The sequence below is a fragment of the Kocuria sp. UCD-OTCP genome (assembly GCF_000349605.1).
GTDB lineage: Bacteria > Actinomycetota > Actinomycetes > Actinomycetales > Micrococcaceae > Kocuria > Kocuria rosea.
The window spans coordinates 1-18763 of record NZ_AOSQ01000003.1; the positions used below are offsets into that span (position 1 = coordinate 1).

The 18763-nt window shown below is 72.6% G+C and carries 17 protein-coding genes; 7 read left to right on the plus strand and 10 right to left on the minus strand.

Annotated elements, in window-relative coordinates; genetic code table 11:
- Window positions 1-43 precede the first annotated feature (43 nt).
- Complete coding sequence (locus H488_RS21410) at window positions 44-1081, plus strand: Gfo/Idh/MocA family protein (protein ID WP_017832130.1); 1038 nt, start codon at window positions 44-46, stop codon at window positions 1079-1081.
- 150 nt (window positions 1082-1231) lie between these two features.
- Here the strand turns inward: H488_RS21410 and H488_RS21415 are convergent, their stop codons facing one another.
- Complete coding sequence (locus H488_RS21415; protein ID WP_017832131.1) at window positions 1232-2239, minus strand: LacI family DNA-binding transcriptional regulator; 1008 nt, start codon at window positions 2237-2239, stop codon at window positions 1232-1234.
- Between the two features lie 192 nt (window positions 2240-2431).
- On the opposite strand from H488_RS21415, the gene H488_RS21420 reads away from it, so the two are divergent.
- Window positions 2432-3610 carry a Gfo/Idh/MocA family protein gene (locus H488_RS21420; protein WP_017832132.1) on the plus strand — a complete coding sequence of 393 codons (1179 nt, stop codon included), beginning with the start codon at window positions 2432-2434 and terminating at the stop codon, window positions 3608-3610.
- Window positions 3607-4614, plus strand: coding sequence for a sugar phosphate isomerase/epimerase family protein (locus H488_RS21425; protein WP_017832133.1), 1008 nt, complete (start codon window positions 3607-3609; stop codon window positions 4612-4614). Before H488_RS21420 ends, H488_RS21425 begins: the two co-directional genes overlap by 4 nt.
- Window positions 4615-4692: 78 nt before the next feature.
- Here H488_RS21425 and H488_RS0117810 read toward each other — a convergent pair whose 3' ends face one another.
- From H488_RS0117810 to H488_RS21440, 5 genes are all read right to left on the minus strand, one after another.
- Window positions 4693-5058, minus strand: a complete 366-nt coding sequence (locus H488_RS0117810; RefSeq protein WP_017832134.1) for an aldo/keto reductase — start codon at window positions 5056-5058, stop codon at window positions 4693-4695.
- A gap of 12 nt (window positions 5059-5070) precedes the next feature.
- The gene (locus tag H488_RS37780; protein ID WP_017832135.1) at window positions 5071-5223 is read right to left on the minus strand and encodes a hypothetical protein; all 153 of its coding nucleotides are present in this window, start codon (window positions 5221-5223) and stop codon (window positions 5071-5073) included.
- Window positions 5220-6707: an MFS transporter gene (locus H488_RS21430; protein ID WP_017832136.1), complete on the minus strand. Its 1488-nt coding sequence runs from the start codon at window positions 6705-6707 to the stop codon at window positions 5220-5222. Before H488_RS21430 ends, H488_RS37780 begins: the two co-directional genes overlap by 4 nt.
- 8 nt (window positions 6708-6715) lie before the next feature.
- Window positions 6716-7633: a 5-deoxy-glucuronate isomerase gene (gene iolB, locus H488_RS21435; protein WP_017832137.1), complete on the minus strand. Its 918-nt coding sequence runs from the start codon at window positions 7631-7633 to the stop codon at window positions 6716-6718.
- A 65-nt stretch (window positions 7634-7698) separates the two neighbouring features.
- Window positions 7699-8439 (minus strand): GntR family transcriptional regulator, encoded by a 741-nt coding sequence (locus H488_RS21440; RefSeq protein WP_017832138.1) that lies wholly within the window; start codon window positions 8437-8439, stop codon window positions 7699-7701.
- A 191-nt stretch (window positions 8440-8630) separates the two neighbouring features.
- Between H488_RS21440 and H488_RS21445 the strand changes: the two genes are divergently transcribed.
- The 4 genes from H488_RS21445 to H488_RS21460 all read left to right on the plus strand — a co-directional run bounded on the left by H488_RS21445 (window position 8631) and on the right by H488_RS21460 (window position 12833).
- A complete protein-coding gene (locus H488_RS21445) occupies window positions 8631-9659 on the plus strand; it encodes a substrate-binding domain-containing protein (protein ID WP_109243256.1) in 1029 nt (342 codons plus the stop codon).
- A gap of 29 nt (window positions 9660-9688) precedes the next feature.
- Complete coding sequence (locus H488_RS21450) at window positions 9689-10789, plus strand: ABC transporter permease (RefSeq protein WP_017832140.1); 1101 nt, start codon at window positions 9689-9691, stop codon at window positions 10787-10789.
- A gap of 9 nt (window positions 10790-10798) precedes the next feature.
- Window positions 10799-11683 (plus strand): ATP-binding cassette domain-containing protein, encoded by an 885-nt coding sequence (locus H488_RS21455; RefSeq protein ID WP_370658532.1) that lies wholly within the window; start codon window positions 10799-10801, stop codon window positions 11681-11683.
- Window positions 11684-11768: 85 nt separating this feature from the next.
- Window positions 11769-12833 carry a Gfo/Idh/MocA family protein gene (locus H488_RS21460; RefSeq protein WP_017832142.1) on the plus strand — a complete coding sequence of 355 codons (1065 nt, stop codon included), beginning with the start codon at window positions 11769-11771 and terminating at the stop codon, window positions 12831-12833.
- Between the two features lie 34 nt (window positions 12834-12867).
- Here H488_RS21460 and purU read toward each other — a convergent pair whose 3' ends face one another.
- From purU to H488_RS21480, 4 genes are all read right to left on the minus strand, one after another.
- Window positions 12868-13734, minus strand: a complete 867-nt coding sequence (gene purU, locus H488_RS21465; protein ID WP_017832143.1) for a formyltetrahydrofolate deformylase — start codon at window positions 13732-13734, stop codon at window positions 12868-12870.
- Window positions 13735-14353: 619 nt separating this feature from the next.
- Window positions 14354-15499, minus strand: coding sequence for a VIT1/CCC1 transporter family protein (locus H488_RS21470; RefSeq protein ID WP_017832144.1), 1146 nt, complete (start codon window positions 15497-15499; stop codon window positions 14354-14356).
- Between the two features lie 252 nt (window positions 15500-15751).
- Window positions 15752-16978 carry a benzoate/H(+) symporter BenE family transporter gene (locus H488_RS21475; RefSeq protein ID WP_017832145.1) on the minus strand — a complete coding sequence of 409 codons (1227 nt, stop codon included), beginning with the start codon at window positions 16976-16978 and terminating at the stop codon, window positions 15752-15754.
- Between the two features lie 188 nt (window positions 16979-17166).
- The gene (locus H488_RS21480; RefSeq protein WP_017832146.1) at window positions 17167-18579 is read right to left on the minus strand and encodes a TY-Chap domain-containing protein; all 1413 of its coding nucleotides are present in this window, start codon (window positions 18577-18579) and stop codon (window positions 17167-17169) included.
- Window positions 18580-18763: the final 184 nt, after the last annotated feature.

Sequence of the window (18763 nt, forward strand, 5' to 3'; positions counted from 1 at the left end):
CATGGACGAACAAAAAGTATGGCGAAAACGGAAGGAGAACACCATGAACACCCCGCTGCGCGTAGCCGTCGTCGGAGCCGGCCGCATGGGCGCCGACCACATCGAGCGCATCCACCGCCGGATCAACGGCGCCGAGATCGCCGCCGTCGTCGACATCGACCGGGCCCGGGCCGAGGCCGCCATCGCCCACATCCCCGGCGCGGTGGCCCACACCGACTTCCAGGAGGTGCTCGACCGGGACGACATCGACGCCGCCCTCATCGCCACTCCCGGGTTCCTGCACGAGCAGGTGCTGCTGTCCGCGATCGAGCACGGGCTGCCCACGCTGTGCGAGAAGCCGCTGACCCCGGACGCGGAGTCCTCCTGGCGCGTGGTCGAGGCCGAGGTCGCCGCCGGCCGGCAGCTGATCCAGGTCGGCTTCATGCGCCGCTTCGACGCGGGCTATCTCGCCCTGCGCCGGATGATCGAGGAGCAGACCTACGGGGAGCTGCTGACCCTGCACCACCAGCACCGCAACCCGACCACCCCGCCCGGGTTCACCAACGAGATGATCATCAACGACTCCGTGGTGCACGAGTTCGACGCCGTGCGCTTCTTCACCGGGGAGGAGATCACCTCGGTCCAGGTCCGGATCGGGCGCTCCACCCGCAACGCCCCGGAGGGCCAGAAGGACCCGCAGCTGGTGCTCATGGAGACCGAGTCCGGGATCCTCGCCCAGGTCGAGGCCTACGTCAACGCGCAGTTCGGCTACCAGGTCGCCACGCAGGCGTCCTTCGAGACCGGCGTGGTGGGCATCGGCGGCGACACCGAACCCTACGTCCGCACGGCCGGCACCTGGGGCGGCAGCGTCACCCCGGGCTTCGAGGAGCGCTTCGTCGAGGCCTACGACCGCGAGATCCAGGCGTGGGTCGACGCCGCCGCGCGCGGGCAGATCGGCGGGCCCTCCGCATGGGACGGCTACGCCACGGCCGCGTGCTGCGAGGCCGGCGTCCGGGCGCAGGCCAGCGGGGAGATCGTGCCCGTGCGGATGCAGCCGAAGCCGGAGCTCTACAGCACGGCACCGGTGGCCGCCCGCGCCTGAGCAGCAGCGGGGGCCGGCGTCAGGGCGCGGCGGGGCGAGGGCCCTTTTCGAGGTCCTTTTTGAACACGACGNTCTCCAGCAAGTAAAAAGCCGTCGAAAACCTGACCCGTTTCCCCGGCGCGGCGGCGGGGCGCTCGCGGGGCCCCGCCGTCACCCGGTCGCGCGGGGTGCCGCCGTGGAGCCGCGGACGACCAGCTCCGGCTCGAGCAGGACCGCCGCCCCCGTGTCCGGGCCCCCGCCGATCCGGGCCACCAGCCGCTCGGCGGCCACCGCGCCGATCTCCGCGTTGCGGCTGTCGACGGTGGTCAGCCGCAGGAGATGGGTGGAGGCGATGGGGGAGTCGTCGTAGCCGACCACCGAGAGCTCCTGCGGCACGCGCAGCCCGCGCTCACCGGCCGCCGCGAGCGCCCCCATGGCCATGGTGTCGTTGGCGGCGAAGACCGCCGTGGTCTCCGGGACGGCGTCGAGCAGGCGCACCGCGGCGGCGTAGCCGTCCTCCTCCGTGGTGGCACCGTGCCCGGCGACGGTGCGGGGCTCGAGGCCGGCCGCGGCCATCGCCGCCGCGAAGCCCTCCGCCCGCAGCCGGGCCGCTCCGCCGCCGCCCGTGAGGTGGCCGATGCCGCGGTGGCCGAGGCCGATCAGGTGCTCCGTCGCCAGGCGCGCGCCGAGCCGGTCGTCGTTGGCGACGACCTCGGCACCCGGCACCACGCCCTCCCGGTGGCCGGCCACCACGACGGGCAGTCCCTCGGGCACGCGCATGGCCCCGGTCGGCTCGGTGGCGATCACCAGCCCGTCGACGCGCATCGACAGGAAGCCGTCCAGCGGGTGCGCCTCCACGTGCGCGTTGAGCGTGTGGTCGGCGACCGCGATCCGCAGCCCGTGCGGCGCCAGGCCCTCCTGCAGACCGCGCAGCAGCTCCACGAACCACAGGTTCCGCCAGTCGTCGATGACCACCCCGATGGTGCGCGTCGTCGCCCCGGCCAGCGCCGCGGCGGCCTGGCTGGGGCGGTAGCCCAGCCGCTCCACCGCCTCCAGGACGGCGGTCCGCCGGGCCTCGGAGACGCTGGGGGAGCCGCGCAGGACGAGGGACACCAAGGACTTGGAGACGCCCGCGCTCCGGGCGACGTCGTAGATGGTGGGCGGTCGAGTGTTCACCACAGCATTGTCCCCGATCGCTCTCCCGAATTTGTCCTGACAAATCTCTTGACCCGGTCCGCAGAAGATCCTACGCTCGTTGGAGCGCTCCAATCGTGACCGGTGCCACAGGGCCCGGAGCGACGGCCGCTCTTCGTGCGTGTTCGTCCCCTTTCCCGAACCGTCCCCGTCCCGTCCCCAGTCCAGGAGAGAAACATGACCGACAGCATCGGCATCGCCGTCATCGGCGCCGGCATGGCAGGCCAGGCCCACGCGGCCGCCTACCGCGTGGCCCCCACGCTCTACGACCCCGTCCTGCCCCCGCTGCGCTACGTGGCCGTCGGCGACGTCAACGAGACCCTGGGGGCGCACGTGGCCCGCCGCTACGGCTACCAGAAGGCCGTCGGGTCCTGGGAGGCGGTCGCGGAGGACCCGGAGATCGACGTGGTCAGCGTCGTGATCGCGAACCGCTTCCACCGCCGGGCGGTCGAGGGCCTGCTGGAGGCGGGCAAGCACGTGCTGTGCGAGAAGCCGCTCAGCGACACCCTCGAGGACGCCCGCGCCATGGCCGCCGCCGCCGAGCAGGCGGAGTCCGTCGCCCGGATCGGCTTCACCTTCCGGCGCACCCCCGGCATCGCCGCGATCCGCGACCTCATCCAGGGCGGCACCCTGGGGAAGGTGCTGCACTTCAGCGGCCGGTACTGGACCGACTACGGGTTCAACCCCAAGGCCCCGATGAGCTGGCGCTACAAGGGCGGCCCGGGCTCCGGCGCCCTGGCCGACGTCGGCAGCCACCTGGCCTACGTCGCGGAGTTCCTCTGCGGCGACATCGCCTCCGTGTCCGGCGGACGCCTGGCCACCACCATCACCGAACGCCCCCTGCCCCTGGGCGCGGTGACCGGCCACCACCTGGTGGAGGTCAGCGACGTCCACGAGCCGGTCGAGAACGACGACTACGCCGCCTACTCCGCGGAGTTCGCCTCCGGCGCCGGCAGCCTCGAGGTCTCCCGGGTGGCGGCCGGGCACCCCAACACCCTGACCTTCGAGGTGTTCTGCGAGAAGGGCGCGGCCCGGTTCAACCAGCTGCGCCCGGCCGAGATCGAGCTGTTCCTCCACGAGGGGCCCGAGGCCACCAACGGCTACCGCACCGTCAACCTCGGCCCCGGCCACCCCTACATCGGAGGAGGACTGGCCATGGACGCCCCCGGCGTCGGCTTCGGCCAGAACGACGCCTTCGGCTACCAGGCCCGCGCCTTCCTCGAGGAGGTCGCAGGTCTCGACGAGTCCGTTTCACTGCCGCGCAACGCCTCCTTCGCGGACGGCGTGCACAACATGGAGATCCTGGGGGCGGCCGTGGAGTCCGCCACCCACCACGGAAAGAAGGTCGTCCTGTGAAGCTCGGCGTCTACAACGCGATCCTGCACGACCGCCCGCTCCCGGAGGCCCTGAAGGTCATCGCCGACCTCGGCCTGACCGGCATCGAGATCAACACCGGTGGATTCCTGCCGGCCGTCCACGTCCCGGACATGGACCAGATCCTCGAGAGCGACGCCGCCCGCGACGACTATCTCGCGATCTTCGAGGGCACCGGCGTGTCGATGGCCGGGCTGAACTGCAACGGCAACCCGCTGCACCCCAAGCGTGCCATCGGGGAGAAGCACGCCGAGGACATCCGCCGCTCCATCCGGCTGGCCGAGCGGCTGGGCCAGACCCGGGTGGTCACCATGTCCGGGCTGCCCGGCGGGGAGCCCGGGGCCACCGTGCCCAACTGGGTCGTCAACGCCTGGAACTCCGCCTCCCTGGACGTGCTCGACTACCAGTGGGGAATCGTGGCCGACTTCTGGCGGGAGACCGACCGCCTCGCCGCCGACCACGGCGTGAAGGTGGCCCTGGAGCTGCACCCGCAGAACGTCGTGTTCAACACCGCCGATGTCCGCAAGCTCGTCGAGCTGACCGGTGCCACCCACGTGGGGGTGGAGCTCGACGCCTCGCACCTGTTCTGGCAGCAGATGGATCCGGTCGCCGTGGTCCGCGAGCTCGGCCCGCTGATCTTCCACGCGGCCGCGAAGGACGTGCGGATCAACAAGGACAACGCCGCGCTCTACGGGGTGCTGGACAACAGCTTCCGCCGCCTCTCCGCCGAGGAGGACCGCACCAACCTCGGCGGCGACGAGTGGGCCAACGAGTGGCCGAAGGACTCCGCGTGGGACTTCGTGGCGCTGGGCCGCGGCCACGACACCGCCTACTGGGCCGAGTTCCTCACCGCGCTGCACGAGGTCGACCCGGACATGGCCGTCAACATCGAGCACGAGGACACCTCCCTGGGCCGGATCGAGGGCCTCGAGATCGCCGCCGGCGTCCTGAAGGACGCCGCCGCGTCCGTCGGCGCCCTGCGCTGACACCGTCCACGGACGACGACAGGGCCCCCTCCGGGTGGAGGGGGCCCTGTCGCGCATCTGGGCCGGTGGAGCGGGGGCTCAGAACTCCTCGTACTCCTCGGGGTCCTGGCCCCAGATGCGACCCTGCTCCAACCTGTCGACGGCGGCCATCTGCTCGGGACTGAGCTCGAAATCCAGTTCCCGGTTGACGCGGCGTCGCTCCGGGTTCGCGGAGGTGCGGATCGGGACGACCCCCTGCTGGACGTGCCAGCGCAGCACGACCTGACCGGTCCCGACGCCGTGGGCGCGGGCGATCTCCTCCAGTGCCGGTTCGGCCAGCAGGGCCCCGCCCCGCCCGAGCGGGCTCCAGCTCTGTGTGAGGATGCCGTGCTCGGCGTGGAACTGTCGCTGCGGGCGCTGTCCGAAATAGGGGTGCATCTCGATCTGGTTCACCGCCGGAGTCACCCCGGTGGCCTCCTAGCTCAGGGCGGTGTCCAGCAGCCGGTAGCCCACGTCCAGGGCGTGCTCGGTGACTGCGGCGAAGTCCGCCTCTTCGTGCGGGAAGGTGCCGAAGCCGAGGGCCGGCAGGGTCGTGGCGTCGCTGAGCGGGCGTTCGGTAAGAGCGGTCATGGTGTCCTCTTTCCTGAAGGGGTGCGGGGTGGCGCCGGGACGGTGGTGGCGTGCCCGCTGACGTGCTCGGCCACCGAGGGTGGGAGCCGCAGCGCACTGACCAGGGGCAGCAGGAGCAGGGTTGCCATGATGGCGAAGGCCGCCCGGTACGGGAGCAGGTCTCCGGCCTCGGGGAGAATTCCGGCAGCGGCCGAGGCCAGCTGCAGGACGAGGGCTCCCACGGCGATCCCCAGCCCGGTGGCCAGTTGCGCGCTGGTGGCGGACAGGGTGTTCGCCGAAGAGATCTGCGCCGGTTCCACGTCGGCGAACTGCAGGGAGTTGTAGGCGGTGAATCCGATCGAGCGCAGCGCCCCGCTGGCCAGCAGCAGCAGGGTGACGAGCCACAGGGGCGTGCCCGGAGCCAGGAGCAGGAACGTCGCGATGCAGACCGCACCGCCGGACACGGAGGCGATGAGGACGGTGCGGAACCCGAACCGGCGCAGCAGCGGGGTGGTGGCCGGCTTGACGCCCACGTTGCCGAGGAACACCGCGGTGACGAGCAGACCGGACTCCACGGGCGACCGGCCGAATCCGTCCTGGAGCAGCAGCGGCAGCAGGAACGGGACCGAGCTGACGACCGCCCGGTAGACCAAGCCGCCCGAGTTCGCCGCCCGGTAGCCGGCGATCCGGTAGACCCGAAGGTCCAGCAGGGGGTTCGCGGCGCGCAGCAGCCAGCGCACGGCGACGGCTCCGCTGAGGGCCGCGACGCACAGCAGCCCGACCGCGGCGCCGGCCCATCCGGCGTGCGGGACGAGCTGCAGACCGGCGACCAGGCCGAACACGGCGACCGTGCACCACAGCAGCCCCGGCACGTCGAGGGACCGGCGTTCGGTCTCCGTGTCGCGGACGAGCCGCAGCGCCGCGACGAGGGCCGCCGCGCCCACCGGGACGTTGATCAGGAAGATCCAGTGCCAGCTCGCCCAGGAGGTCAGCAGCCCGCCCACGAGCGGGGCCAGCACGGGCGCGAGCAGCGCCGGCCACGTGATCCATGCGATGGCCCGCAGCAGATCGCGCCGGTCCGTGGCGCGCAGGACGATGAGCTGCCCGACCGGGACCATCATGGCCCCGCCGAGGCCCTGAAGGACCCGCGCCGCCACCAGTGCCGGGAGGCTGCTGCCGGCAGCGCACAGGAGGGAGGCGAGCGTGAAGACGACAATGGATGCGCAGAACACCCGCCGGGGCCCGAATCGGCCGGCGAGCCAGCCGCCCACGGGGATGAACGTGGCCACCGTGACGAGGTAGACGGTCATCGCGAGGCCGATCTCGGCGCTGCCGACGCCGAGATCGGCCGCGATGCTCGGCGCCGCGGTGACGAGGATCGTGCCGTCGAGGTGCTCCATGAACAGCACGGTGGACACGAGCAGCGCGAGCCGGCGGCTCCATGTGCGGGCGGTCCCGTCGTCCGGGGGACGACTCCGGGTGCCGTCGCCCGGACGGATCGGCACGGAACCGGTCAGCGGCCGAAGGGCAGCCGGGGGTCGACGGCCGACTCGTCCCAGGTCCGGCGGATCCAGCCGTGGTGGGGGTCGTCGCTGATCAGCCACTCCCGCACCCGGCCCGGCCCGGCCATGACGTTGAGGTAGTACAGGTCGTAGCCGGGGGTCGCCATGGCGGGCCCGTGCCAGCCGTAGGGCACCAGGACGACGTCGCCGGAGCGCACCTCGGCGCTGACGTCGATGGGGCGGTCGTCCGAGGCGTAGACCCGCTGGTAGCCCATGGGGTCGGTGCCGCCGCCCTCCGGCGCGGGCATGCCCTCGGCGAGCTGCGTCTCGAAGTAGTAGATCTCCTCCAGGGCGGTCTCCCCGTCCTTCTCCTCGTCGTGCTTGTGCGGCGGGTAGGAGGACCAGTTGCCGGCCGGGGTGAGCACCTCGCACACGATGAACCGGTCGGCCTCCAGCGCGGCGGGCGTGCCGAAGTTGTGCACCTGGCGCGAGCAGTTCCCCGCCCCGCGCAGCTCCACCGGGATCTCCTCGCGGGTCACGAGCCGCGTCGGGTGCTCCGCGCGGGCGGGCGCCGAGGCCACGGCCACCCGGCCGCCGGTGGCGGTGGACACGGTCAGGTCCCGGCGGATCCCGGTGTAGAGGACGTCGGTGGGGCCGGCGAAGACCGACGGCCGGCCGGCGAGGTCGTAGCGCTCGCCGCCCGTCTCGGCGGTGAAGCTCCCCGCCAGGGGCACCACGATGCGCTCCTCCTCGGCGGCGTCCAGGTGGATCCGTCCGCCCGGGCCGAGGTCGGCCACGCGCAGGCCCGTGTGGGCCCAGCCGGGGACCTCGGCGGCGGAGTCGTGGCCGCCCAGGGAGACGAACCAGCCGTCCTGGGCGGCGGAGTCCTTGGGGTGGACCCATTCGGGGCGGGGGCTGTCGGTGTGCATGGGTCGGTGTGCCTTCCGGTGTCGTCGTCGTGCGGTGGTCTCGGGCCGAGGCGGTGGTCCGGCGCTCAGCGCTGGACGAGGGTCAGCTCGAAGGTGTACTTGTCGGCCCGGTACACGTGCCGGCCGGTCTCCACCTGCCGGCCGAGGTCGTCCATGGCGGTGCGGTGCATGCTGACCAGCGCGGCGCCGGGCTCGACGCCCAGCTGCTCCGCCTGGAACGCGTCGGCCGAGACGGCGCCCACCCGCTGGTGGGCCAGCTGGAAGTTGACGCCCTGGCCGCGCATGAGGGAGTACAGCCCTTCCTGCTCGAGCTGCTCGCGGGTGAGCTCGCACAGCGCGCAGGGGATCCAGTTCTCCATCAGGGCCAGCGGCTCGCCGTCCGTGCCGCGCAGGCGCACGAGGTGGTAGACCTCGTCGCCCGGCGCGATGCCCAGCAGCAGCGCCACCTCGTCGTCGGCAGGGATCCGCGCGAAGTCCAGCACGTCCGTGCTGGGACTGCCCCCGCTGCGCTGGAGGTCCTCGTGCAGGCTGGTCAGCTCGAGCGAGCGGCGGACCTGGCTGCCCACCACCTGGGTGCCCACACCGCGCTTGCGCACCAGCAGCCCGGCGCGCACGAGCTGGTCCATGGCCTTGCGCATGGTGGGCCGGGACAGGTTGAGCCGGTTGGCGAGGTCGATCTCGTTGTCCAGCTTGGTTCCCGGGGGCAGCTCACCGCTGCGGATCGCGTCCTCCAGCCCCTGCGCCACCTGGTGGTAGAGGGGCACGGGGGAGGTCTTGTCGACCGTGAGACGGAGTGGGCCGGACATGGTGGACCTCCAAGGAGTGGAACCGAGCGGGCGGGACCGCCGACTTCCTCCATTGTGAAGGGGGAGATGTGAATATGTCCATACATTCTATTGACATCTGTGATCCGGGTCACCCAGGATGATCCCCAAGCGGACGGCCGAGGCGGCGCCCCGAGGCGCGAGGCCCCGCAACGACACGAGGAGAAATTCCCATGAGTGCACGACGTCCTTCCCCCGAGAGCCTGCGGCCCAGGGCGCCCCGGCGTCTCCTGGCGGCCGCCGCCCTGCTGGTCCCGGCCATGGCGCTCGCCGGCTGCTCGTCCGAGGGCGGCCGGGAGACCACGGCCGCGGGCGAGGGCGGCGGTGGCCAGGCGGCCCAGACCGAGCAGATCAAGATCGCCATGATCACGCACGCCGCCCCGGGCGACACGTTCTGGGACCGGATCCGCGCGGGCGCCGAGGAGGCCTCGGCGAAGGACAACGTGGAGTTCCTCTACGCCTCCGATCCCGAGGGCGGGCGCCAGGCCCAGCTCGTGCAGCAGTACATCGACCAGGGCGTCGACGGGATCGCCGTGACCCTGGCCAAGCCCGACGCCCTGCGGGACGTGCTGGCCCAGGCCGAGGAGGCCGGCATCCCGGTGGTGACCCTCAACGCCGGCGAGAACGAGTTCGAGGACCTCGGCGCGTTCGCGCACTTCGGGTCCGACGAGCAGCTGGCCGGGCAGACGGCGGGGGAGCGGCTCAAGGAGGAGGGCCTGCAGCACCCGATCTGCGTGATCCAGGAGCAGGGCCACGTGGGCCTCGAGGCCCGGTGCGCCGGCGTCAAGGAGGCGCTGCCCGAGACGGAGATCCTCTACGTGCAGGGCACGGACATGACCCAGGTGTCCTCGACCGCCACGGCCAAGCTGCAGGCCTCGACGGAGGCCGACTCGATCATCGGGCTCGGCGCGCCCTACACGATGACCCTGCTCGAGGCGAAGGAGTCTGCCGGCAGCGACGCGACCGTCGCGTCCTTCGACATGAACGGCGACCTCGCCCAGGCCGTCGTCGACGGCGACGTGCTGTTCACCATCGACCAGCAGCCGTGGCTGCAGGGCTACCTGTCCGTGGACTCCCTGTGGCAGAACCACCGGGGCGCCTTCAAGATCGGCGGCGGCCAGGCGACGCTCACGGGTCCCGCCGTCGTGGACTCGTCGAACGCCGAGGACGTCCTCGAGTACGCGAACGAGGGCATCCGCTGAGCGGGCCCGGGACCCAGGAGCAGAAGACCATGACCTCCACCCGTACACCGGCCGCCGCACCGGCGCCGGACCGCGGCTCCTCCGGAGCCCCCTCCACGCCCACCGCCGCGGCCCCGGCCGACGAGCGCATCCAGACCAAGGGCCTGCTGGGCACCTTCCTGGCCCGCCCCGAGATCGGGGCGCTGGTCGGGGCGATCGTGGTGGCGCTGTTCTTCGCCGTCGCCGCCCCCTCGATCACCCAGGCCCAGTCCATCTCCACCGTGCTGTACGGGGCCTCGACCATCGGGATCATGGTGGTGGGGGTGTCCCTGCTGATGATCGGCGGGGAGTTCGACCTCTCCACCGGGGTGGCCGTGATCACCTCCGCGCTGGCCGCCTCGATGTTCAGCTGGTTCTTCGCCGTCAATGTCTGGGTCGGGGTGGGCATCGCCCTGCTGACCTCGCTGGCGATCGGGCTGATCAACGGCTGGCTGCTGATGCGCACCAAGCTGCCCTCCTTCATCGTGACCCTGTCGACGTTCCTCATGCTCACCGGGCTCAACCTGGCCCTGACCCGGCTGATCGGCGGCTCGGTCTCCTCGCCCTCGATCAGCACCATGGACGGCTTCGACTCCGCCAAGGCGATCTTCGCCTCCTCGGTGACCATCGCCGGGGTGAACGTGCGGATCACCGTCTTCTACTGGATCGCCCTGGTGGCGGTCGCCACGTTCATCCTGCTCAAGACGAGGATCGGCAACTGGATCTTCGCGGTGGGCGGGGACGAGAACGCCGCCCGCGCCGTGGGCGTGCCGGTGGCGAAGACCAAGATCGGTCTGTTCATGGGCGTGGGCCTGTGCGGCTGGCTGCTGGGCATGCACAACCTCTTCGCCTTCGACTCCGTGCAGTCCGGGGAGGGCGTCGGCAACGAGTTCCTCTACATCATCGGCGCCGTGATCGGCGGGTGCCTGCTCACCGGCGGCTTCGGCTCCGCGATCGGCGGCGCCCTGGGCGCGCTGATCTTCGGCATCGCGTCGCGGGGCATCGTCTACGCCGAGTGGAACCCGGACTGGTTCAAGTTCTTCCTGGGCCTGATGCTGCTGCTGGCCACCATCGTGAACATGTACGTGCGCAAGCGCGTCGAGAGGAAGTAGGTGACCACCGTGTCGACGCAGAACACGCCCACGGGCACCACCACCGACACCGCCGCGCCCCTGGTGGAGCTCGCGGACGTCGGCAAGCGCTACGGCAACATCATCGCCCTGCGCGAGGTCACCATGACCGTCGACGCCGGGAAGGTCACCTGCGTGCTCGGCGACAACGGGGCCGGCAAGTCCACCCTGATCAAGATCATCGCCGGACTCCACCAGCACACCGACGGGACCCTGCGGGTCGGCGGGGAGGAGACCACCTTCACCTCGCCCCGGCAGGCCCTCGACGCCGGGATCGCCACCGTGTACCAGGACCTGGCCGTGGTCCCGCTGATGCCGGTGTGGCGCAACTTCTTCCTGGGCTCCGAGCTCACCACCGGGTTCGGGCCGTTCAAGCGCCTGGACGTGGCGAGGATGAAGGAGACCACCAAGCAGGAGCTCGCCGACATGGGCATCGACCTGCGCGACGTGGACCAGCCCATCGGCACCCTCTCGGGTGGGGAGCGCCAGTGCGTGGCCATCGCCCGCGCGGTGCACTTCGGGGCGAAGGTGCTGATCCTGGACGAGCCCACCGCGGCCCTGGGCGTGAAGCAGTCCGGGGTGGTGCTGCGCTACATCCTCCAGGCCAAGGAACGCGGCCTGGGCGTGGTGTTCATCACCCACAACCCGCACCACGCCTACCCCGTGGGGGACCGGTTCCTGCTGCTCAAGCGCGGGCGGTCCATCGGCTACTACGAGAAGAAGGACATCCTGCTCGGGGACCTCACCGCCCAGATGGCCGGCGGCGCCGAGCTGGAGGAGCTCACCCACGAGCTCGAGCAGCTCGGCGGGCACACTTCGCAGATGCAGCAGGTCCAGGCCGACATGGCCGAGTCCCAGGCCCGCCCCCGCGCCTGACCGGACCCCGGCCCCGCGCCCCCGGAGAACTCCGGGCGCGGGGTCGGTCCCACCGCACCCCTCCCCGTCGAAAGGACTCCCCGCCATGACCGTCCGGATCGGACTGATCGGCGCCGGCCGCATCGGCGCCATGCACGCCGCCCACCTCGCCGCCCTGCGCGGTCCCGGGGGTGAGCCGGCGGTGCGGCTGAGCATCGTGGACGCCGTGCCCGAGCAGGCGGCCGCCGTGGCCGGCCGGACGGGGGCGGTGCCGCAGCCCACGGTCGAGTCGCTGCTCGAGGACGGGGTGGACGGCCTCGTCGTGGCGACCGGCACGGCCACGCACCCGGAGCTGATCCGGACGGGCCTGGCCGCGGGGCTGCCGGTCTTCTGCGAGAAGCCGGTGGCGCTGTCCGTGGCGGAGGCGCTGCCCCTGCTCGACGAGATCGAGCGCGTGCAGGGCGTGGTCCAGATCGGTCACCAGCGCCGCTTCGACCCCGGCTACGTCCGGGCCCGGGAGCTGTACGCCGCGGGCGAGCTGGGCTGGCTGCACACCGTGCGCGCGATGACCGGTGACATGACCCCGCCGCCGGTCGAGTTCCTCGCGACCTCGGGCGGGCTGTTCCGGGACTGCTCCGTGCACGACGTCGACGTCCTCCGCTGGATCACCGGCCGCGAGGTCGTCGAGGTGTACGCCCGCGGGTCCAACCGCGGGGACCCCCGGATCGGCGAGGTGGGCGATGTCGACACCGCGCTGGCCGTGCTCACCCTCGACGACGGCACGGTGGCCACCGTGGCCGCGACCCGCTACAACGGCGCGGGCCACGACGTGCGGCTCGAGCTGCAGGGCTCGAAGGGCTCGGTGGCCGTGGGGATGGACGAGCACATGGCGATGCGCTCGGCCGAGCCCGGGGTCGGGTTCCCGGCCGGGCCCCCGCACACCACGTTCCACGAGCGCTTCGCCGAGGCCTACCGCCGCGAGATGGCGGCCTTCGTGCGGGTGGTGCGCGGGGAGATCGCCAGCCCCTGCACGGCCCGCGACGCCGTGGCCGCCTCCCGGGTGGCCGACGCCGCGCAGCACTCGCTCGAGACGGGCGCCCCGGTCCGGGTGGAGCCTCTCGGGGCGTCCGACGGCTCGGCGCCGCCGGTCCGCCGGCCCGCCCGCGCATGAGCGCGCCCGGCCGCCCCGGGGCGCGGGGGCCGGGTCAGACCAGGACGATGGTGCGGTTGCCGGAGAGCACCACGCGGCCCTCGGCGTGCCACTTCACGGCGCGGGACAGCGCCTGCATCTCGGCGTCGCGGCCCACCGCCACGAGGTCCGCCGGGGTGTGGGCGTGGTCCACGGGCATGACGCGCTGGGCGATGATCGGGCCCTCGTCGAGGTCCGCCGTCACGTAGTGGGCGGTGGCCCCCACCATCTTCACGCCCCGGGCGTAGGCCTGGTGGTAGGGCTTGGCGCCCTTGAACGAGGGCAGGAAGGAGTGGTGGATGTTGATGCACTTCCCCGACAGCTCCCGCGTCAGCTCGTCGGAGAGCACCTGCATGTAGCGGGCCAGCACGACCAGCTCGACGTCGTAGCGGTCCACGAGCTCGAGCAGCCGGCCCTCGGCCTGCGGCTTGGTCGCTGCCGTGACGGGGATGTGGTGGAAGGGGACCTCGTGCCACTCCACGAGGCTCTTGTGGTCGAGGTGGTTGGAGACCACGGCCACGATCTCGATGGGCAGCTCGCCGATCCTGGTGCGGTGCAGCAGGTCCGTGAGGCAGTGGGAGAAGCGGGACACCATGACGAGCACCCGGGTCCGGCGCTGCACGGAGACCAGCCGGAACCGCATGTCGTGCTGCTCCGCGACCGGGGCGAAGCCCTCGGTCAGGGACTCCACGGTGGCGGTGCCGGCCTCGCTGACGGTGTGGCAGCGGATGAAGAACTCGTCGGTGAAACGGTCCGAGAAGTGCTTCACGTCGAAGATGTCGCAGCCCTGCTGCGTCAGGTTGGACGTGATGGCGCTCACGAGCCCGTGGGCCTCGGGGCAGTGGACGGTCAGGACGTGTTCGACGGTCCCCTGGGCGGGCATGGGCGGGCTCCTCGGCGCTGATGACGGGTGCGCCGCGCGGTCCGGTCTCGACGACGGCGGGCGCGGCCCTACGATCCTAGCCCCAGCGGGCAGGGCGCCGGGACGGCGTGCGGAGCGGGACGACCGGGGCGGAGGTGGTGCGGTGTAGACCGATGGCCGCGGGAACGGGCGGTAGGAGTCCGCCCGGCGCGGGGAGAGATGCGCCTCCCATGGAGGACCCGCGGCCATCGGCAGGCGTTGAACGCCTCAACAGAGGAGAGCCGTGGGCTGAGCGGCTTTCAGAACACGGATGCCGCAGACGGTGCACCCCCCAGTGCGTCCGAATCGGTCCGATCCGTGCAATTTCCCCCATTGCTGTGGTTCTCACCACGATCGCAACCTTATCCGACGCGGTGCCGCGTCCGCACCCGGTTTCCGCGGGGAATTCGCGGGGCGGGCCCTGAGCCGCCGGCCGCCCCCGGAACGTGGGCCCGTCGGCGGGGCGCGGGGGCGGCGGAATCGGCAGGGAATCCGCTCCGACCAGGGGTTTCGCGGACGGCTGCGGAGCCGGGGGCTCCGCCGGCCGCCCGGGATGTCCCCTCAAGTGAGGACAGCCTCGGTTTGCCTTCGTGACGACCGGTCAGGCGACGCTCGTGTTGAAGAGCAGGCCGAGGAGATACGTGGCCAGGGCGGCGCCGTAGCCGATGGCCAGCTGGCGCAGCCCGCGCTTCCAGGGTGAGGCCCCGGAGAGCAGCCCGACCAGGCCGCCCGTCACCAGCAGGGCGAGCCCCACGAGGACGAGGGCCACGAGCATCGCGGGGACCCCGGTGAGGCCCGCCAGGTACGGCAGGATCGGGATGATCGCGCCGGAGGCGAAGAAGCAGAAGCTCGACGCCGCGGCCCCCAGGTCGGTGCCGAGGGCCACGGTGGAGTGCGGCGCCGGCTCGTCCTCGACGGTGTCGCGGAACGACCGGGAGGGATCGCAGTCGCACTCGAAGAAGCCCAGCCGCTCCGCCGCACGGTGCTCGGCGGCCTCCTCGCTCATGCCCCTCGCCCGGTAGATCAGCACGAGCTCGTTGGCGTCCAGGTCCAGGTTCGGCGCCACGTGCAGCGTCACCTGGGTCGGCTGGGAGGCGTCGAGCAGCTCGCGCTGCGAGCGCACGGACACGAACTCCCCGGCCCCCATGGACAGCGCTCCCGCGAGCAGGCCGGCGATGCCCGCGAAGAGCACCATCCCGGGGGAGGTGCCGGTGGCGCCCACGCCCATGACCAGCGCGAGGTTGGACACGAGGCCGTCGTTGGCGCCGAAGACCGCTGCCCGGAAGTTGCCGGAGAGCTTGTGCCGGCCCTCGGTGGCGAGGGCGCGGATGATCTCCTCGTGCACCGCCTCGTCGGCCGCCATGGCGTCGGACGCGTCCTCCTCCCGGTCGTAGGGGGAGCGGCTCTCGGCGCGCTGGATCAGGGCCAGGACGAAGACGGAGCCGAAGTGCGTGGCGAGGAAGATCAGCAGCCGGGAGTACAGGGACGGCCGGGCCTCGGCCTCCGCGTGGGGGCCGAGCAGCCGGACCCAGTGCTCGGCGTGGCGCTGCTCGGCCTCGGCGACCTGGTGCAGGATCTCCTGCTCCCGGCCGGTGCTGCGGGCGGCGAGGAGGCTGTAGATCCGCGCCTCGGCGCGCTCCTCCGCGAGGTACTTGCGCCAGCGGCGGATCTGTCCGCGCTCGGGCCGGGCCGGGCGGGCGCGGTCTCCCCGGGGCGTGGGGGCGTGGGCGTCGGGTGCGGGTGTCATGCGGCCTTCCTCGGGCCCGGCGCGGCCCGGGGCGGCACGGGGCGCGCGGGGTCCGACCGGGGTGCGGTGTCGTCCGGAAGGTCTCGTTCGCCCGCGGGCACGGGTGGGCTGCCGGGACTCCTCGTCGAGACCGGGATGGCGACAGACCGACGGGTGCACGGCACCCGGGAACTACTCCCCTTCGCTTCCCGACGAGTGTAGACCCGGGGCGCCGGCCCCGGGATTCGGTGCGCCGAAGCCGCGCGGGAGTGCTCAGCGGGTGGCGGCCGCCGCGGGGCGGCGCAGGATCGCGTACGACCCGATGCCCGCGAGCATGCCCCAGAACGGGGAGACGATGCCGTAGGGGGCGATGCCGGAGACCGTGACCACCAGGGTGATGAGCGCCGCCTCGATGACCGCCGGCTGGTGCCGGCCGGGGTGCATGCTGTCGAAGAAGGACCCCTGCAGGGCGCCCAGCAGGGCCACCCCCGCGAGGGCCGTGATCATCCCCGGGGGGATCGCGGCGAACGCGGCGACGAGGGTGTCCGCGAACAGGCCGAAGAGGACGTAGAAGACCCCGCACGAGATCCCGGCCACGTAGCGGCGGCCGAGGTCCGGGTGGGACTCGGGGCTGGTCGCGATGCCCGCGGTGACGGCCGCGAGGTTCAGGGCGTGGCTGCCGAAGGGCGCGAAGGCGACCGACGCGACGCCCGAGGCGCCGAGCAGCAGGCGGTCGCGGGCGGCGTAGCCCGCCGTGTGCATCATGGCCAGGCCCGGGGCGTTCTGCCCGGCCGCGGTCACGATCAGCAGCGGGATGCTGATCCCGGCGATCGCCTCCCACGAGAACGTGGGCACGGTCAGCACCGGCTGGGTGAGGGACAGGTCCAGGGCCACGGGCTCGATCCGGCCGCGGACGAGAGCCGTCAGCACGCCCAGGCCCAGCGCGGCGAAGACGGCGTAGCGGGGGAAGAACCGCCGGCCCAGGAGGTAGCCGAGGACGAGGGCGCCCGCCACCCACGGGTTCTCGACGACGGCCGCCGCCACCTTGATGGCGAAGGGGAAGAGCACGCCGGCCAGGACGGCGGCGGTGATGGGCTTCGGCACGGCGGCCAGGATCCGGCCGATCAGCCCCGTCACGCCCAGGACGCCCGTGACCACGTAGGCGCCCACCGCGTCGGAGAAGGAGTAGCTGCCGAGCGAGGTGATGAGCAGCGCCGCCCCCGGGATGGACCACGCCACCATGACGGGCTGGCGCGTCCACAGGCTCATGAGGGCGCAGGTGACGCCGGAGCCGACCGAGACGGCCCACAGCCAGGAGGAGGTGAGCTCCGGGCTGAGCCCGCCCGCCCGGGCGGCCTCGAGGACCAAGAGCACGGGCCCCGAGTAGGAGACGACGACGGCCACGAAGCCCGCCAGGGCCGCCGACGCCGACCAGTCCCGCCGGAGGCCGCGGGCAGGCTGCCCGTCCTGCCGGGTGGTGCTCGGCACGTGGCGGCTCATGGGGTGCTCCTGGGGGCGGGGACGGGTGACGGCGTCCGACCGCAGGACCGGACGGCGGCGTCAGGACCGGACGGCGCCACCCGGTGGCGGAACAGCGGACCGTGCCAGCCTAGGACGCCGCTCACCCCGGGATAAATATCGATCCTGCATGATTCTCCGCCTCCGGCATATGAGTGGGCGGGCAAGGCTCAGGAGTCGACGGTGTCCGGGGCCGCCGGGGTGCGCCACTGCCGGCGCTCGGGGGCGATGACCGAGGCCTCGTCGCGGGTCTCCGCGGGGAAGGAGCCCACGCCCCAGTGGAAGCGGTACGGGTCGGCGCAGCCCCAGCCGAAGCGCAGGCCCTCGACGAGCTTCTGCGCCGCCTCCGGGAAGCCCAGCGGGGCCGTGGTCCACGGCTGGTCCCAGCCCGTGGGCTCGTTCCACTCGTCCTCGTGGAAGAAGGTGGCGTCCACGGGCCAGGCCGCGTGCGCGAGCTGGCCGCCCGAGAGCACGGCGCACTCCACGCCGTGCGGGCCGACCCCGGCCCACGCGACGGGCGCCTCCGACCGGTCGTCGTCGCGCTCGTACTCCACGACGAGGAAGTCGTTCCAGGGCAGCCGGGCGAGCACCGTGGCGATGAGCCGGCGCAGGTCCTCCCACACGTCCTCGCCGGCCACCGGGGTCGCCGCGTCCGGCAGGACCACGCCGATGCCGGCGCGGCCCAGCATCTCCTGGGCCTCCGGGGTGGCCAGGTCGGACCAGGTCCTCGTGTCGGCGAAGCCGTCCCCGACGGGCTCCCCGGCCGGCTGGCGGGCGGAGGCGAAGCGCATGGCCTCCTCCCAGGAGCCGAAGAACCGGCGGACGCCGTCGAAGTAGGGGCGGCGGGTGCTGCCCGCCTCCTGCTCGACGACCCACCGGCCGTAGCGGGCGGTGGTCGGGTGGTGGCCGGCGCTGCGGCAGTGGGAGAGGAACGCCGTCACGGCGGTCGCGTACTCCTCCTCCGTGAAGACGTGCTCGAGGGCGGGCTCCGCGCCGGCCTGCAGCCCGATCCGCTCGAGCGCCACGTCCCACCGCCCGCCGCCCAGGCGCTGGGAGACGGTGCGCTCGGGCGCGGGCCAGTGGTGGGCGAGCACGCACAGGAAGTCGGACTCCGTGCACAGGCCCAGCCGTGCGATCTCGTAGCTGTGCGCGCTGAGCGGGCGGCAGGAGGCCTTCTCAGCGCAGTGCTGCTGGGCCGCCCCGATCAGCCCCAGGGTCCGCCGGGTGAGCGAGCCGTCGGCGTCGGACGCCGCGAGCAGCCCCGTGACGTCGCGGACCAGGGCAGTGCTCAGGTTCAGCGCCGCGTAGTCCGGGGCCGGGACCAGGCCGAGGTGCTGGGCCATGACCAGCCACACGCCGGCGCCGACCGCACCGTCGTTGAGGTCCGGGGCCGAGGCGTCCTGCGGGAAGCGCTCGCCCAGGTGGGCGATCGCCGCGTCCAGCAGGGCGGTCGACTCCTCGGGGAACAGCAGCTGGAAGCGCATCCGCACCTGGCCGCGGGTCATCCCGCGGTCGGCCATCGCGTGGATCAGGGAGCCATAGCGCTGCACGAAGGCTGCGAGACCCGCCACGGCATGGGGCATGGAGGATCCTCCGGTCGGATGGTCAGATGGTCGGATCGGCTCGGGGAAGGCGCCCGGGCCGAGGGGGCCGCGCCGCCGTACGACACCACGCCGCCGCACGACACCACGCACTTCCGATGCTAGTGCCTGCTCCCCGGTCGTCGCGCGTGCGGGGGAATGTGACCCCCTGATGACGCGTCCAGCA

Bases quoted from the DNA above. Each gene is read 5' to 3' on its own strand.
- H488_RS21410 (WP_017832130.1), top strand. From the start codon at position 44: ATGAACACCCCGCTGCGCGTAGCCGTCGTCGGAGCCGGCCGCATGGGC.
- H488_RS21420 (WP_017832132.1), top strand. From the start codon at position 2,432: ATGACCGACAGCATCGGCATCGCCGTCATCGGCGCCGGCATGGCAGGC.
- H488_RS37780 (WP_017832135.1), bottom strand. From the start codon at position 5,223: ATGACCGCTCTTACCGAACGCCCGCTCAGCGACGCCACGACCCTGCCG.
- iolB (WP_017832137.1), bottom strand. From the start codon at position 7,633: ATGCACACCGACAGCCCCCGCCCCGAATGGGTCCACCCCAAGGACTCC.
- H488_RS21440 (WP_017832138.1), bottom strand. From the start codon at position 8,439: ATGTCCGGCCCACTCCGTCTCACGGTCGACAAGACCTCCCCCGTGCCC.
- H488_RS21445 (WP_109243256.1), top strand. From the start codon at position 8,631: ATGAGTGCACGACGTCCTTCCCCCGAGAGCCTGCGGCCCAGGGCGCCC.
- H488_RS21450 (WP_017832140.1), top strand. From the start codon at position 9,689: ATGACCTCCACCCGTACACCGGCCGCCGCACCGGCGCCGGACCGCGGC.
- H488_RS21460 (WP_017832142.1), top strand. From the start codon at position 11,769: ATGACCGTCCGGATCGGACTGATCGGCGCCGGCCGCATCGGCGCCATG.
- purU (WP_017832143.1), bottom strand. From the start codon at position 13,734: ATGCCCGCCCAGGGGACCGTCGAACACGTCCTGACCGTCCACTGCCCC.
- H488_RS21470 (WP_017832144.1), bottom strand. From the start codon at position 15,499: ATGACACCCGCACCCGACGCCCACGCCCCCACGCCCCGGGGAGACCGC.
- H488_RS21475 (WP_017832145.1), bottom strand. From the start codon at position 16,978: ATGAGCCGCCACGTGCCGAGCACCACCCGGCAGGACGGGCAGCCTGCC.
- H488_RS21480 (WP_017832146.1), bottom strand. From the start codon at position 18,579: ATGCCCCATGCCGTGGCGGGTCTCGCAGCCTTCGTGCAGCGCTATGGC.